13 protein-coding genes and 1 pseudogene are annotated in these 14,425 nt (G+C 70.9%); 5 read left to right on the forward strand and 9 right to left on the reverse strand.

What is annotated here, in order from left to right; all coding sequences use genetic code 11:
• Nucleotides 1-81: 81 nt before the first annotated feature.
• The 4 genes from AB0C35_RS36635 to AB0C35_RS36650 all read right to left on the reverse strand — a co-directional run bounded on the left by AB0C35_RS36635 (nt 82) and on the right by AB0C35_RS36650 (nt 3,894).
• Nucleotides 82-1,059, reverse strand: a complete 978-nt coding sequence (locus AB0C35_RS36635; protein ID WP_358466407.1) for an acyl-CoA dehydrogenase family protein — start codon at nt 1,057-1,059, stop codon at nt 82-84.
• Nucleotides 1,059-2,189: an acyl-CoA dehydrogenase family protein gene (locus AB0C35_RS36640; protein ID WP_358466409.1), complete on the reverse strand. Its 1,131-nt coding sequence runs from the start codon at nt 2,187-2,189 to the stop codon at nt 1,059-1,061. The genes AB0C35_RS36635 and AB0C35_RS36640 overlap by 1 nt, the downstream gene beginning before the upstream one ends.
• 7 nt (nt 2,190-2,196) lie before the next feature.
• Complete coding sequence (locus AB0C35_RS36645; RefSeq protein WP_358466411.1) at nt 2,197-2,640, reverse strand: nuclear transport factor 2 family protein; 444 nt, start codon at nt 2,638-2,640, stop codon at nt 2,197-2,199.
• A gap of 150 nt (nt 2,641-2,790) precedes the next feature.
• Nucleotides 2,791-3,894, reverse strand: coding sequence for a S1 family peptidase (locus AB0C35_RS36650; protein WP_358466413.1), 1,104 nt, complete (start codon nt 3,892-3,894; stop codon nt 2,791-2,793).
• 143 nt (nt 3,895-4,037) lie between these two features.
• Here AB0C35_RS36650 and AB0C35_RS36655 point away from each other — a divergent pair, with 143 nt between their 5' ends.
• Together AB0C35_RS36655 and AB0C35_RS36660 are read left to right on the forward strand one after the other, a co-directional pair.
• Nucleotides 4,038-4,889: a DUF72 domain-containing protein gene (locus AB0C35_RS36655; protein WP_358466415.1), complete on the forward strand. Its 852-nt coding sequence runs from the start codon at nt 4,038-4,040 to the stop codon at nt 4,887-4,889.
• A 178-nt stretch (nt 4,890-5,067) separates the two neighbouring features.
• Nucleotides 5,068-5,664, forward strand: coding sequence for a CBS domain-containing protein (locus AB0C35_RS36660; protein WP_358466417.1), 597 nt, complete (start codon nt 5,068-5,070; stop codon nt 5,662-5,664).
• A gap of 127 nt (nt 5,665-5,791) precedes the next feature.
• Here AB0C35_RS36660 and AB0C35_RS36665 read toward each other — a convergent pair whose 3' ends face one another.
• Nucleotides 5,792-6,364: an HU family DNA-binding protein gene (locus AB0C35_RS36665; RefSeq protein ID WP_358466419.1), complete on the reverse strand. Its 573-nt coding sequence runs from the start codon at nt 6,362-6,364 to the stop codon at nt 5,792-5,794.
• Between the two features lie 181 nt (nt 6,365-6,545).
• Nucleotides 6,546-6,683: pseudogene (locus AB0C35_RS36670) on the reverse strand (SAM-dependent methyltransferase); the annotation flags it as partial.
• A gap of 405 nt (nt 6,684-7,088) precedes the next feature.
• Between AB0C35_RS36670 and AB0C35_RS36675 the strand changes: the two are divergent.
• On the forward strand, nt 7,089-8,090 hold the full coding sequence (locus tag AB0C35_RS36675; protein WP_358466421.1) for an alpha/beta hydrolase: 1,002 nt from the start codon (nt 7,089-7,091) through the stop codon (nt 8,088-8,090).
• Here the strand turns inward: AB0C35_RS36675 and AB0C35_RS36680 are convergent.
• Nucleotides 8,035-8,970: a PDR/VanB family oxidoreductase gene (locus tag AB0C35_RS36680; protein ID WP_358466423.1), complete on the reverse strand. Its 936-nt coding sequence runs from the start codon at nt 8,968-8,970 to the stop codon at nt 8,035-8,037. The two genes, AB0C35_RS36675 and AB0C35_RS36680, sit on opposite strands and share 56 nt — an antisense overlap.
• A 559-nt stretch (nt 8,971-9,529) precedes the next feature.
• Between AB0C35_RS36680 and AB0C35_RS36685 the strand changes: the two genes are divergently transcribed.
• Entirely contained in the window at nt 9,530-10,996 is a 1,467-nt protein-coding gene (locus AB0C35_RS36685) for a carboxylesterase family protein (protein ID WP_358466425.1), read from the forward strand.
• Between the two features lie 645 nt (nt 10,997-11,641).
• A complete protein-coding gene (locus tag AB0C35_RS36690) occupies nt 11,642-11,998 on the forward strand; it encodes an MmcQ/YjbR family DNA-binding protein (RefSeq protein WP_358466427.1) in 357 nt (118 codons plus the stop codon).
• A 227-nt stretch (nt 11,999-12,225) separates the two neighbouring features.
• Here AB0C35_RS36690 and AB0C35_RS36695 read toward each other — a convergent pair whose 3' ends face one another.
• Nucleotides 12,226-12,711 (reverse strand): hypothetical protein, encoded by a 486-nt coding sequence (locus tag AB0C35_RS36695; protein WP_358466429.1) that lies wholly within the window; start codon nt 12,709-12,711, stop codon nt 12,226-12,228.
• 938 nt (nt 12,712-13,649) lie between these two features.
• Nucleotides 13,650-14,405, reverse strand: coding sequence for an alpha/beta fold hydrolase (locus AB0C35_RS36700; RefSeq protein ID WP_358466431.1), 756 nt, complete (start codon nt 14,403-14,405; stop codon nt 13,650-13,652).
• Nucleotides 14,406-14,425 lie beyond the last annotated feature (20 nt).

Raw genomic sequence — 14,425 nt, forward strand, 5'->3', positions numbered from 1 at the left:
CCTCCCGTCCCGGTGGGCGGGAGGTGAACGGCGTTCCCGTCCCGGTGGCGGGGCCTTCTCAGCCCCGACGCCGGCCCGGGGTCACAGCGACGGCACCGCCGGCAGCCGCCGGGTGCGCAGCAGTTCCTCGCCGAGCTCGCGGGTCAGCGTCCGGGCGTCGCCGAGAAGACCGTCGAGGGCGAGCACACGGCGGAAGTAGTGGTGGAAGTCGTGCTCGTCGGTGAATCCCACACCGGCCAGGACCTGCTGGCAGTGGCGCGCGACCGTGCGCGCGTTGCGCCCGGCGAGCGCCTTGGCGATCCCGGCGGGCACCGGGGCCACCCGCGCTGGCCAGGCCCCTTCCGCCATCTCCACGGCGGCGGCGAGGGCCGCCTCACCGCCGTCGAGCGCCACCAGGCACTCGGCCAGGCGGTGCCGGACGGCCTGGAACGAGCCGATCGGCCGGCCGAACTGGACCCGGGTGAGGGCATGCTCGCGCGCCAACCGGAGCATCGTCCGGCTCGCGCCGGTCATCTCGTACGCCAGCGCGAGCCGGCCCGCCGCCAGCGCGTCCGTCCAGCCCGCGTCCGTGGCCCGCCCGGCACCGGGTGCCGGGATGCCCGCACCTTCGACCCTGGCCAGTCCCAATCGCGGATCGACGCCCTTGACCGGCTGTATCCGGAGCCTTCCGGTCTCCACGACGACCGCCCGGTGCTCCTCGGTGACCACGACCGCGTGGTCGGCCGCCGCCATCCGCGCGGTGCCGAGGCCGCGCACCGCGAGGTCGCCGTGCCGGACGGAACCCGGCACGGACCGCCCTCCGAACTCCGGGAGGACGAACGCGGTGCGCGCGCCGGGCGGCAGCCCGAGCACGGCCGTCAGCAGATCGTCCAGCGCGCCGGAGGCCGCGTTCGCGGCGCCCTGCTCGGCGAACAGCAGCGGGACGACGGCGATGCCCTCGGCCGCGAGCGCCTCGCACCAGCCGATCTCGTCCAGCGCCGCGTCGGCCGACGCTGCGTCGCCGTCCTCGAAGGCACGCCGCAGGCTCTGCGCCAGAAGGCCGGCGGTCTCGGCGTCCATCATCGGTCCACCCCCAGGTCGAGCAGGCGGCGCGCGATGATGTTGCGCTGCACCTCGGCGCTGCCGCCGTAGATCGTCGCCGCCCGCGAGTACAGGAACTCGGTCCGCCACCGGGCACCGTCCGGATCGTCGGCGAGCGCGACGTCCGCCGCCGCCGCGTCCGCGACGAGGTCGTACACCGCCTGCTCCGTGGTCGCGAGCAGCACCTTGTCGATCGAGGTCTCCGCTCCGAGCCGCTCACCGCCGGCCATCCGGTACTGCGTCGCCCGCGAACGGGCGTGGAAGGCGAACGCCAGCTGGACCACCTCGCCGAGGGCGGCGGGATCCAGCGCGTCACCGGACGGCGAGGCGAGCAGGCGCTCCAGCCGCTGGCGCAGGAACGCGCCGCGATGCCACAGCGACGTGCTCCGCTCGTAGGGCAGTAGGTCCATCGCGACGGCCCAGCCGCCGTCGACCTCACCGAGGATGCGGTCGCCCGGGACCCGCACGTCGTCGAAGAACACCTCGCAGAACTCGTCCCGCCCGTGCATCGCCCGGATCGGGCGCACGGTGATCCCCGGCGAGTCCATGTCGACGAACAGCGCGGTGATGCCCCTGCTGCCCGATTCCGGGGACCCGGTCCGGGTCAGCAGGACGCAGCGGTCGGCGTACTGCGCCAGGCTCGTCCACACCTTCTGGCCGCTGACCGCCCAGGCGTCGCCGTCCCGGCGGGCGCGGCACGACAGGGAGCCCAGATTGCTGCCCGTGCTCGGCTCGGAGAACCCCTGGCACCACGTCTCGTCGCCGCGCAGCAGCCGCGGGACCATCTCCGCCGCCAGCTCCGGCCGGGCGAACTCGATCATGGTCGGCGCCAGCACCTCCGTCATGGAGTAGATGCCCGGCTCGATCAGGTCCCGGGACGCGAGCGCCTCACCGAGGTAGGCGCGCATGAGCGTGGACCCCCCGAGCCCTCCCACCCGCTCGGGCCAGCCCCGCCGCATCCAGCCCGCGTCGAACGTCAGGCGCTTGACCTTGGAGAGGTGCTCCATCTCCGCGTCGAGTGAGACGTCCGAGCCGTGCGGGGGAACGAGGTCCGGCTGGTGTTCGTCGAGCCATCCGTCCAGGCCGTCGCGAAACTCCTGCAAGTCCATGGGGTGCTCAGTTCGCGGGCTTCTGCCCGGGAACCGGACGCCGCGGGTCGTGCGGACGGCCCGAGTCCCGCGAGCCGTCCCGGCGCAGGAACGTCATCGCCCTGGCCTGCAGCCGCCACCCGTCCGGCGTGCGCCGGTACGAGTCGCGGTAGTAACCGATCCGCATCGAATGATCGGCCTGGGCGACGAAGCAGAGGGGCTGGACGCCCGTCGCCGCGTCGTCCGCGTCGAACTCGATCGCCGGGGTGCTCACCGAGAAGACCCCCTTGGGCGCGGCGGCCATGAGCGTGGGGAAGTCCGCGGTCGCGTACTTCTCCCCGAAGGCGCTGTAGGTACCGCCCGGCGCGAACACGGCCAGGACCCTGTCCACGTCGTCCATCGTCATGCCGGCCGCGTAGCGCGCGAGCAGCTGTTCGATCTCGATGATGTCGGCAATACGTGAGCTGTCCACGCTCGACCCCCTAGGCAGGATTCAGGATGCGCGCCGCACGGCCCGCCCGCGCACGGACACTCCTGTCCGCGCGCTCCTCGATCCTAACTCGACTTCGACGTCGAAACCACTAACGGCGTGCGCAGTGGTCAACGGGGGCGTGGGGCCGGTCTAGGAGACCTCGGCGCCGAAGGCCTCCAGGGGTTCGGTGACCGGCTGGAAGAAGGTGACGCCGCCGACCCGGCAGTCGCCCGAGCCGCCCGAGGTGAGGCCGAGGGCGGTGTCGCCGCTGAAGAGCGGGCCTCCGCTGTCGCCCGGCTCCGCGCAGACGGTGGTCTGGATCATGCCGGTGACCGTGCCCTCGGGGAAGTTCACCGTGGCGCCGGTGGCGATGACGCGGCCGGTGGCCAGGCCGGTGGTGCTGCCGCTGCGCGCCACCCGCTGCCCGACAACGGCCTCGCCGGCCTGGGTGATGTCCTGGGCCTGGCCGTTGTAGAGGTTGACCGCGCCCTCCCCCGGCTGCTCCGCCCGGACGAGCGCGAAGTCGTCGCCGGGGAAGCTGCTCCGCACCGTGGAGCCGAGGAACTGGTTGCCCTCCTGGTCGGCGGTCCAGTCCCGCACCGCGTTGCCGCAGTGCCCGGCGGTGAGGAAGAAGTCCTGCTGCCCCACCGTGACGTTGAAGCCGAGGGAGCAGCGCGAGCCCTGCCCGAAGATCGCATCGCCGCCGAGCGCGAAAGTGCGCAGGCGTCCGTCGATGTGCACCATCCGTATCGCCGGCCCCATCTGCCGGGCCATCCGGCGGACGGCGGCCATCCGCGTCCCGCCGACCGAGTCGTCGGTCCAGACCGTGACCCGGGAGGTGGCGGGATCGACGGCCCAGCCGGTGCCCGGAACGCTCGCGAACGACTGGCGGAGCGCGGCGGTGATCCGGTTCAGCGTCGCCGGGCTCCGCCGCGTCATCTTGGGCACGGCCCCGGCGGCGCGGACCATGGCGGCGTCGTCGGCGTTGGTGACGGTGACGACGGGGCGGCCGGCGGAGTCGAGATAGGCGCCGGCCGTGCGGGCGCCGAGCCGGTCGGTCAGGCTCGCGGCCAGTGCACCTGCCGAACCTCGCGGGGTGTTCGATGCCTGTTCGCCGGTCAGCGCGGCCGCCTGGCCGCCGGAGCGGTCCGGCGTCCGCACCGCGTACAGCGAGCCGGCCACGAGGCCGGCCGATCCCGCGGCCACCGCGGTCCACGTGACCGCCGTGCGCAGACGACTCTTTCTCGCCCTCATGGGGGTCCTCCAAGGTCCGACATCCCGATCTACTGGTGGAGATACGCGGCCCGGGCGGGCGGTGTTCAAGTCCCGGAGGAGCAGCAGGTCGAGGGGGCCATGAGCCGGGCGCCGGGGACGCGGGGTTCGGTAGCGTCGGGTTCATGCGGCTTCATGTGGGGTGCGCGATGTGGACGCACCCGTCGTGGCAGGGGCGTTTCGTCCCGCATCCGCTGCCTCCCGGGGCGCGGCTGAAGGCCTATGCGAGCTGGTGCAACGCCGTTGAGGGCAACACGACCTTCTACGCGACGCCGTCGCGGAGCACGGTGGAGTCGTGGGCGGAGCAGACCGCGTCCGACTTCCGGTTCGTCCTCAAACTGCCGAAGTCGATCACACATGAGCGGCGGCTCGCCGGGTTCGACGAGGAGCTCGCGGCGTTCCTCGCGGCGATCGAGCCGCTCGGATCGCGGACCCACGCTCTGTGGGTGCAGCTGCCGGGGTCGTTCGGTCCCGCGGATCTCGGGACGCTGGCGGGCTTTCTGCGCCGTATGCCCCAGGCGTACAGGTATTCCGTCGAGGTGCGTCACCGCGCGTTCTTCGAGGACCCGGGGTGCGAACGCGACCTCGAACGGGTTCTCGCCGGGGCGGGGGCCGAATGGGTCCCCTTCGACACCACCGTGTTCTTCCGGAGCCGCCCGGGCAGCGACGCCGAACGCGACGCCTGGACGAAGAAGCCGCGCGTACCGCGCAGGTCGGCGGCGCTGACCGACCGTCCGATCATCCGCTACCTCGGACGGGACGACACGGCGACGACGATCGAGGGGTGGCGGTACTGGACCGGGAAGGCCGCCGCGTGGCTGCGCGAGGGGCGCTCGCCGACCGTGTTCGTCCACACCCCGGACAACGCGGACGCGCTGATGCTCGCCCGCCGGTTCTACGACGAGGTGAGGGACAGGGTGCCCGAGCTCGATCCGCTGCCCGAGCCGGAGCCGGCGGAGCCGCCGACCCTCTTCTGACGGCTCATCCGCCGCGACCGGTCCAGCCGCGCCGAGGTCGCCCGCGAACGGCCCTGGGCTTGCGGCGGCCGCGGGGCGATCCTGGACACAAGGGTCAGGGACGCCCTGTCCGGGTAGGTGACCAGGAATGTCCTGCCGGGGTAGGTGAACGGCGTCCTCGCCGGAAGGAGAACGCGCCATGCTGGTCCGGGAGGCGATGACCTCGCCCGTCGTGACGATTCCACGGTCGGCCACCGTTCGCCAGGCCATCCGCATCCTGCACGAGCACTGCGTCACCGCGCTGCCCGTCGTGGACGGGTCGGGACGGCTCGCCGGCATCGTCAGCGAGATGGACCTCCTGCGAGGCGTGTTCGAACACGACCCGAGGGCCTTCGTCCGGCCCGTCGCCACCCCCGCGAGCCCGTCGCCGCGTCTCGTGGAGGAGGTCATGACCCGCGACGTGGAGACCGTCCGCCCCAACACCGACGTCGCGGTGCTCGCCGAGACGATGATGAAGACGAGGATCAAGAGCGTCCCCGTGATGGACGGTCCCGCCATCGTCGGCATCGTCAGCCGCCGCGACCTCATCGCGATCCTGGCCCGCGGCGACGCCCGCATCCGCGACGACGTGCTGGCCGCGATCGCGGAGTACGGGGCGGGCGGCGCGTGCTGGGACGTGTCGGTCCGTGACGGCGCCGTCGAACTGCGCGGCCGCGCGGACGAGTCCGCGCAGCGGATCGCCGACGTCCTCGCCCGTACCGTGCCCGGCGTCACCCACGTCTCGATCCACGGCTGAAGCCCGCGCCTCGCCCCGACCGGCGTCTGCGAGAGCGCCGGTGAACTGGGTCAGCGAGCGGCGGGGCCGGTATGGCGGCCGGGACTGCGGCTCGGCGTTGACGAGACGCGCAACAGCGAGGCGTGGGCTACTTGCCGGCCTTGGCGCGGGCCTTCCCCTTGCCCTGCTTCTTCTTCGGAGACGCGGAAGTGTCCGCCTTGCCCGCCTTGGCCTTTTTCGCGTCCGCGCCCTTCTTCGCCTTCTTCGCGCTCTTCCCGGAGTTCTTTTCGCTCTTGGCGCCCTTGACGCTCTTGACGTCCTTGGCACTTTCGGCCTTCTTGGCGGCCTTGGGCTTCTTCGGACTCGGCTCCTCGACCACGACGCTGACCGTCGCGTCCGGCGGGGCGGCCGCCGCCACGCCCTGCTCCTCGACGGCCGCGGGGGCGCCCCCGGCGACGCGGTTGCGGAACGTCTGCCCGGACCGGAACCGCGGGACCTCCGCGGCGGGCACCTCGACCGGGACGCCGGTGCGCGGGTTGCGGGCGCTGCGGGCCGGGCGGGACAGCCGGTCGAACGTCCCGAATCCGGTGACGGTGACGCGGTCCCCAGCGGACACCCGTTCCATCACGGCCTCGACCAGGGCGTCCACGTGCAGGCGGGCCACGGCCTCGTCGCTCCCCGCGCGTTCCGCCACGGCTCTGACCAGTTCGCTGCGGTTCATGCGCCATGCCCTTCACTCTGGCGATATGTGCCGACAGCCTAGCCGGGCGCGACGGTCCCGACCCGCAGATCGGCCCTGGTGGTCAGCGTGTCTTGCGCCCGACGCCGCCGAGCGTGCCGACCTCGGCGGACGCGGGCGCGTCGAACGGAGCGGGATCCGGGCACCACCGCGTGATCGGCACGATGCCGGGGAAGATCTGCTTGTACCGTTCCTCCGCCTCACGGTCGACGGGATAGTTGTCCGTCCCGCCCAGCCATTAGTTCCAGACGCGCGCCGAATGCGGCACGTTCGTGTCGAGTTTCTCCGGCAGGTCGTCCATGGGCTGCTCCGGTTCACTCACCTGTGGACTCCAGCCATGTCTCGGGACCTCCGCGGGCTGCCCGCCCTCCAGGTGCCGACCCCGCCGTCGGGACTCCCGGCGGCCGGGCCGACCGGTCAGCCGGGTCGACTGCGCCGTCTCCGTGATGGCCGGACTGTCCCTTGTATACCGATCAGCCGGGCCGTCCCACGGGGTCATCGAGAGGGACGAAGTTTTGTCGCGTGCCCTCCCTCACCAGCCACACGCGCGGCCCGTTCCGGGGGATCTCCCGCACGAGCGGGGACGAAGGGGAACGGCACCCGGCGGCCGGCGGATTCCGGGCCGGTTTCTCCGGCACGTGGCGGCTGGGCAGCGAACCCGAGGTGCCCGAGACTGGGGACCAGCCCCCCCGAAAGGAGCCCCCAGGTGACGTACGCCTTCGACCCGGAACTCGTCCCGTGGATCTCGATGATGCCGCGGATCACGCTCACCGATGTGCAGCAGATCCGCCGGAACGAGGCGGAGATGTTCGGCGGACCGCGCTACGAGCCGCCCGTGCCGCTGGAGATCCGCGACATCACGGTGCCGGGTCCGCGCGACGCACCCGACGTCCCGGTGCGGATCTACGCCCCCGCGGCCCGGGACGGCGGCCTGCCGGGAATGGTGTACATCCACGGGGGCGGGTTCGCCCTCGGCAGCATCGACACCTCCCACGACGACGCGGCGTGCATGGCGGCGGAGGTCGGCGCCGTGGTGCTGTCCGTCGGCTACCGGCTCGCCCCGGAGGACCCCTTCCCGGCCGGGCTCGAAGACTGCTACGCCACGCTGACGTGGACGGCCGCCCACGCCGCGGAACTCGGCATCGACCCCGGCCGCCTCGCGGTCGGCGGCGACAGCGCGGGCGGCGGCCTGTCCGCGGCGGTCGCGCTGCTGGCCCGCGACCGCGGCGGCCCTCGGCTGTGCTTCCAGTTGCTCGGCATCCCCGAACTCGACGACCGCCTCGACACCCCGTCGATGCGCGCCTACACCGACACGCCGATCTGGAACCTGCCCAACGCCGAGCTGAGCTGGGACTACTACCTCGGCGCAGGCGTCCGCGGCACCGGCGGCATGTCACCGTACGCGGCGCCCGCCCGTGCCGTAGACCTGTCCGGGCTGCCGCCCGCCTACGTCACCACGTGCGAGTTCGACCCGCTGCGCGACGAGGGCCTGATCTTCGCGCAGCGCCTGATCCAGGCGGGCGTCCCCACCGAGGTGCACCACTACCCCGGCACCTTCCACGGATCCACCATGATCACGGACGCGGCCGTGACCAGGCGCATGCAGGCCGACCGCCTGGACGCCCTCCGCCGCGCGCTGACCGTCCAGGCGCCTACAGTTCGAGGACGAGACGTGACCCGCGGGCCCGCGAGACACAGATCATCATGAAGCCGCCGTCCGCGCGCTCCGCCTCGGTCAGGACCGAGTCGCGATGGTCGGGCTCGCCTTCCAGGACGGGCGTCTCACACGTCCCGCACGTCCCCTCACGGCACGACGACAGGACGTTCACGCCCGCCTTCTCCACGGTCTCCAAGATCGAGCAGCCCCGCTCGACCATCAGGGTGCGGCCGCTCATCGCGAGCTCGACCTCGAACGCCTCGTCCGGGCCGGTGACGGGTTTCGGGGCGAAACGTTCCGTGCGCAGCGCCCCGGGGGCCAGGGCGGCGCATCGTTCCTCGGCCGCCGCGAGCATCGGCTCCGGTCCGCAGCAGTAGACCAGCGTGCCGGGCTCGGCCGCCGTCAGAGCGCCGTCAAGGTCGAGCAGGCCGTACTCGTCCTGGGGGCGGACGTCGACCCGGTCCCCGTAGCCGGACAACTCGTCCACGAAGGCCATCGCGGAGCGCCGCCGTCCGCCGTAGAGGAGCCGCCAGTCGTTCCCAGCTGCGTCGGCGGCGGCCACCATGGGCAGGATCGGCGTGATGCCGATCCCGCCGGCGAGGAACAGGTAGCGGGGCGCGTCCTCCAACGCGAAGTTGTTGCGCGGCCCACGCGTCACGAGCCTGTCCCCCGGGCGGACCCGCTCGTGGACGACCGTCGAACCGGGCCCCTCCTTCAGCACGCCCACCCGCCACGTCCGCGAGTCGGCCGGGTCGCCGCACAGCGAGTACTGCCGGACGAGATCATCGCCGAGCACCACGTCGATGTGCGCGCCGGGACGCCACGACGGCAGGTCTCCCCCACCCGCGGCACGCAGGGTCAAGCCCACAACGCCGTCGGCGAGGCCCGTCCTGCCGTCGACGATGACCTCCGTCTCGGTTCCCGTGGTCACAGACCCCCCACACTCGAACTCACCAAACCCACGTCCGGCCCAAACACACCCAGCCAACCCAACGCCCAGAACCCACGCCCAACCCACTCAGCCAGCGCAGCGCCCAGAACTCGCGCCCTGCGCACTCAGCCGACCCAACGCCCAGGGCCCGCGTCCCACACGCCCAGCAAGCCGACCCAACGCCCGGAACCCACGCCCCACACGCTCAACCGGCCCAGCGCCCAGAACCCGCGCCCCACACGCCCAGCCAGCCGACCCAACGCCCGGAACCCGCGCCCCACACGCTCAACCGGCCCATCGCCCAGAACCCACGCCCTGCACACTCAGCCGACCCAGCGCCCAGGGCTCGCGTCCCATATGTTCAGCTGCTCCTCGGCGGTGGCCGCGTCACGATGGCGGATGCCCGCAACAGCGGTCACTGCTGCGTTCGTCACGACCATCGCCGGTCGCCCAGGGATCCGTCAGCAGGGCTTCCATCGAGCGGAAGAACCGGTGTCGCACGGTCACGCCCGCCGGGGAGGATCTCGGACATGCGTTGTCGCCCCAGGGCAGGTGGCCCATGACCGTCGAAGCCGTGACCGCGTCCGGCACGGTGCGCGGCGCCTGGGAGGACGGCCTCGCGGTCTTCCGCGGAATCCCGTTCGCCCGCTCGCCCGTGGGCGCGCTTCGCTTCGCCGCGCCCGAGCCGCCGGAACGGTGGGAGGGCATCCGCCCCGCCACCGCGTTCGGGCCTCCCCCGCCACAGTCGTCCGCGCTCGCGCCGGGCATGCCGCGCACGACCGGCGACGACTGGCTGACCTGCAATATCTGGACACCGGACCCAGGCACCGGTGGGCTGCCGGTGATGGTGTGGTTCTACGGCGGCGCGTACATCATCGGGCACTCTTCCGACCCCGGCTACGACGGCGCGGTGCTGTCGCGCGAGGGCGGCGTCGTAGTGGTGACGTTCAACTACCGCGTGGCCATGGAGGGGTTCGGGCAGATCGAGGGCGCGCCCGCCAACCGCGGCCTCCTCGACCAGGTCGCCGCACTGACCTGGGTCCGCGACAACATCGCGGCGTTCGGCGGCGACCCGGGCAATGTCACGGTCTTCGGGGAGTCCGCCGGCGCGGGCTCGATCGCCGCCCTCCTGGCGATGCCACGCGCGTCAGGCCTCTTCCACCGCGCGATCGCGCAGAGCGTTCCGGGCACGTTCTTCTCCGCGGCTCTGGCGGACGACATCAGCGCCGCGATCTGCGCCGAAGCCGGTGTCCGTCCCGTTCGGCAGGAGCTCAGCGCAGTCACACCCGACCGCCTGATGAAGGCCGTGGACGCCGTCGCCGCCACCATGGTTAGGCATTCAAGATGGGGACCGGTGGCGCACACCCCGACTCCGTTCTCCCCCGTCGTGGACGGCGACGTGCTGCCGCAAACACCCTGGGAGGCGCTCGCCGACGGGTCCGCCCGCGGCATCCCGCTGATCACCGGTCACAACCGCGACGAGTACCGGCTCTTCATCGCGATGGACGGCCTTCTCGGCCAGGTCACCGACGACCATGCGGCGGCCGCCCTGCGCGTCTTCGCTCCCGACCCGCCGGCCTACCGCGACTCCTTCCCCGGCGCCTCGGCGGAGACCCTCTACGAGCTGGTCCACTCCGACTGGCTCTTCCGCATGCCGACACTTCACCTCGCCGAAGCGCAGGCCGCCGCAGGGGGCCGCGTGCATCTGTACGAACTGGCCTGGTCAACTCCCGCCCTCGGCGCCTGCCATGCCCTGGACGTCCCCCTGGTGTGGGGCAACCTCGTGGGCGGCATAGCCGACCTGCTCATCGGCGACAGAGCCGCCGCCGAGGAACTGTCGGAGAAGATCCGTCCCGCCTGGACGGGGTTCGCGACATCCGGCGACCCAGGTTGGCCCGCCTACGAGCCGTCCCGGCGCATCACCCACGTCTTCGACACCACTTGCGCCATCACCCCGTACCCAGAGGAGATGTCGCGCGCGCTATGGGCGGACCACACGTTCGCCGCGCTCTCCCTCCTCTCCTGATCGGTCGGGATGGACGCGGCCCGCCGCTTCCCAGGGCCGCGTCCATCTCGCCTGGCTGGCAATGCCATCGCGCCGGTCAATCACCGTCTCGAAAGCCTTGAGCACCAGCCTTGATCAGCCAGTGCCGCACCACGCCAACGGCTCATCCTCGATCCAACGCCGTGAGCGCTTCCCAGCCCACAACGGCACGAGGAGCAACCACGACCGCGTTTGGCGTCCGCACAGCCATCTGAACATCGCCACCAAAGACAACGAGGACATAGAACGACGAGGAGGCGCGGCAACGCACACCCTGCCGCGCCACCGCATCGACATCAACAAACTCCCGATGGTCTATGTGGCCAGAAGCCAACGAGTCCCGCTACACCACCCGCATGCATCCCGCCGTCGGAAACGGAACCTGCGGGTGTGGGCGGGGCTGGCCGGATGCCTCTCAGCTCGCAAGGGCCACCGGTCAAGCCGCAGCCGCCCATCCGGAGAGCACGGCAGGCGTCTCCCGACTCGATGACCGCATCGGGCACCTCTCACCGGAACACCGGTTCGCGCTTATAATCGCCAACGCCCTGTAGAGCATCGGCCCGCCGGGAGTGGCGTGGCGTTGCAGGAGGGGGTGCTGGGGCCACACAACTTCGGGGAGGTCGACGCATGAGCGACATGGACGTGCATTCACAAATACGGGACATCTGCCTGGCATTGCCGGAGGTGTCGGAGAAACCATTCGGCGGACATACTGCTCCATCCTTTCGGATCCGCGACAAGCTGTTTGTGATGACCAGCGAGGATGGCCTCTCAATGACGTTCAAGGCCGGTCCGGGAGTTCAGGAGGCTCTCGTGGCCGAAGCCCCTGAACGCTTCTTCGTCCCGAAGTACGTCGGCAGCAAAGGATGGGTGGGCGCTCGCCTCGACGTAGACCTCGACTGGGAGGAGATGGCCGAACTCATCGAGGACGGCTATCGCCTCATCGCACCAAAACGTCTGGCCAACCTCCTCGATCGCGAATAGTTCATAACGCACATCCCCGCGTCTACGCACTCCGGCCGGTCCGGGGATCAGCCGACGGGCGGCCGCGGCCTTCTCGCCCTAAAGCTGGAGGCCACGTAGACGGACACCGTTCTACTGTTCACCAACCTTTCCCGCAACCCGGCGGGTTAGTGTCAGCCTGTTCGGGTCGATATGGTGGACTGACTTGCGGCCAATTCAGGCGAGCCGGAACGGTCGGTGGGATTTTCTCAGCGTTGACGGCGCCGGAGAGAGGCCAGACGGGCGGCTATGCGGTCCATGGTGACGTCATCGGGTTTCCACCCTCGTTGAAGGAGAGCTGTCAGGAGGACCTCCAGGTACGGCGCGGGGCGATATAAGAAGTGTTTGGTAACCGGAATGATCTCCCAGCCCATCTCCTTGGCGAGCCAGTCGCGGCGGCGCGCGTCGTGGGCACGGTCCGCTGAATCAGCGTGATGACGTTCACCGTCATATTCGAGGCCGACGCGGAATTCCGAGTAGCCGAGGTCGACAAAGAGCCACCGGCCGCGAGGACCCATCACCGGAACCTGAGTCTGGGGCCGTAAGAATCCGGTTTTCATGACGGCGACTCGAGTCCAGCTCTCGCCCGGGGAGGCCGCGCCCCGATCGCCGAGGCGGATGATCTCGCGCAGCCGCTTGTTACCGCGATATCCCTGCAGAGTCCGGGCCATCGTGGTCAGCTCATCAGTGCTCACACCTCGCCGGAGGAACTGGTCCAGTGCGGCGACCGCCTCGTAGCGAGGGAGCCATCGGGCGCAATCCAGAGCCGTCCGGGCCAGAGACGTAACGCGTACGCCGGCCTCCTCCACGACGTGGGCGGCAGGCAGTTCAACATGGTCGGCGCCTTCACTGATGGATGACGGGCCACGCGAGGTGAATGACGCGCTGCTCGACTTCTGCGGCGGACCAGACGCCTTGAGTGGAGCAAAAGATAGACCACCTGTGGCTGAAGGCGATTTGGATGAAGTCGGAGACGTCCCAGACGGGATCGGAGACGCCCCAGACGGGGTCGGAGGCGGCCCAGGTGGACTCGAAGACGCCCCGAACGGAGTCGGGGACAGAACGGGCGGAGGCGCCGACGGTTCGGGGCCGGGCAACGACGAGTTGGGTGTGGGCGTTGACAGGTTGAGCGGGGTGGCGGGAGTTATCAGTTCGACGTCCCAGTCGGCCTCGTCCATTCCCGGGGGCAAGACATCAAGGCCCCAGATCCATGCGGCGGTGCGGCGGGCGACGACTACCTCGGAAGGGAGGAGCCTGCTGAGAGCGGCGGCTCGTGCTGCGAGCGAGGCCCCTTTGATGGGGACGAAGTAGACGCCGGGCCCGACGGGGACGATCGAACCGGCGGTCGTTCGCTTCCAGGTGAGGCTGAATCCGTCCATGCGCACCGATGATGCTCGTCCGGCCGACGGCTCGGAGCGTGGCCGCAACTATGTGGATAACTTCGCATCATCGCAGCTCAGATGACGAGGCATTAGGTCGGAGCGCCCGCAGCGGCTCCGCCAAGTGCATCAGGCGCGCCGGAGGGAGACCGCGGAGCCGCTCAGGCGGCCGACGCCACGCCCGATCCATGGACGGCAGTCGCAAAGTCAGGGAGGCAGCGAACTCGGGTCGCATCCTTCGCGTGTCGCATCCTTCACTTGCTGACGGCGACCGCGGCCCAATCACCAATGCGCTTGATCAAGCCAGGTGTTGCGGCCACTTCCGCATGGCCGAACGCAGGTTCGACCCACAGTTCCCGCGGATCACGCGCCGCCTCGTACAACTGCCGGCCATGTTCGAGCGGGAAGAACGGATCAGCGTCCCCATGGACGACCAGTAGTGGGACAGGAGCGATCCGCCCGATGACCTCGTGCGGTGCCTCCGGCACGGGATCCCACCCGGTGGGAGCGATTCGGGTGCCGCGGGCCAATCGCACGGCCAGCCGTCCCATGCGTCGCTCGATCGCCCAGTGCACGCGCCGCATCGGCACCGTGTCGCGGTAGTACCAGCGGGCCGGCGCGCTGACCGAGACCACTGCGTCCACCCCACCGTGCAACGCCGCATGCCGGACGACGACCGCACCGCCCATGGAGAAGCCCGTGACGGCGATCCGCTTGTACCCTCTGCGCCGCGCCGCCTTGACCACTGCATCGATATCGAGAACCTCTCGGTCACCAACGGTGGAACGCCCGCCGGACCTGCCGTGGCCGCGGAAGTCCAGACCGATGACCCCGCCGTGCCGGTTGAGGACACCGGCGATCCGGCGCAGCATGGGCTGCCGCCACGAGCACGTGAAGCCGTGTGCCAGGACGAAACAGAGATCGCGGCCACCCCGCAGGTGGCCCGCGTCGATCCGCACGTCATCGGCTGTGTAGAGCGTGAGAGGTTCGGGAATCACCACGGTCTCCATGATCCGGCATGGCCCTCGGC

It is taken from the genome of Spirillospora sp. NPDC048819, assembly GCF_040650055.1.
GTDB lineage: Bacteria > Actinomycetota > Actinomycetes > Streptosporangiales > Streptosporangiaceae > Spirillospora.

Excerpts from the sequence above, each read along its gene's own strand:
- AB0C35_RS36665 (WP_358466419.1), bottom strand. The coding sequence starts at position 6,364 with ATGAACCGCAGCGAACTGGTCAGAGCCGTGGCGGAACGCGCGGGGAGC.
- AB0C35_RS36660 (WP_358466417.1), top strand. The coding sequence starts at position 5,068 with ATGCTGGTCCGGGAGGCGATGACCTCGCCCGTCGTGACGATTCCACGG.
- AB0C35_RS36640 (WP_358466409.1), bottom strand. The coding sequence starts at position 2,189 with ATGGACTTGCAGGAGTTTCGCGACGGCCTGGACGGATGGCTCGACGAA.
- AB0C35_RS36690 (WP_358466427.1), top strand. The coding sequence starts at position 11,642 with ATGAGCGACATGGACGTGCATTCACAAATACGGGACATCTGCCTGGCA.
- AB0C35_RS36700 (WP_358466431.1), bottom strand. The coding sequence starts at position 14,405 with ATGGAGACCGTGGTGATTCCCGAACCTCTCACGCTCTACACAGCCGAT.
- AB0C35_RS36650 (WP_358466413.1), bottom strand. The coding sequence starts at position 3,894 with ATGAGGGCGAGAAAGAGTCGTCTGCGCACGGCGGTCACGTGGACCGCG.
- AB0C35_RS36635 (WP_358466407.1), bottom strand. The coding sequence starts at position 1,059 with ATGGACGCCGAGACCGCCGGCCTTCTGGCGCAGAGCCTGCGGCGTGCC.
- AB0C35_RS36655 (WP_358466415.1), top strand. The coding sequence starts at position 4,038 with ATGCGGCTTCATGTGGGGTGCGCGATGTGGACGCACCCGTCGTGGCAG.
- AB0C35_RS36685 (WP_358466425.1), top strand. The coding sequence starts at position 9,530 with ATGACCGTCGAAGCCGTGACCGCGTCCGGCACGGTGCGCGGCGCCTGG.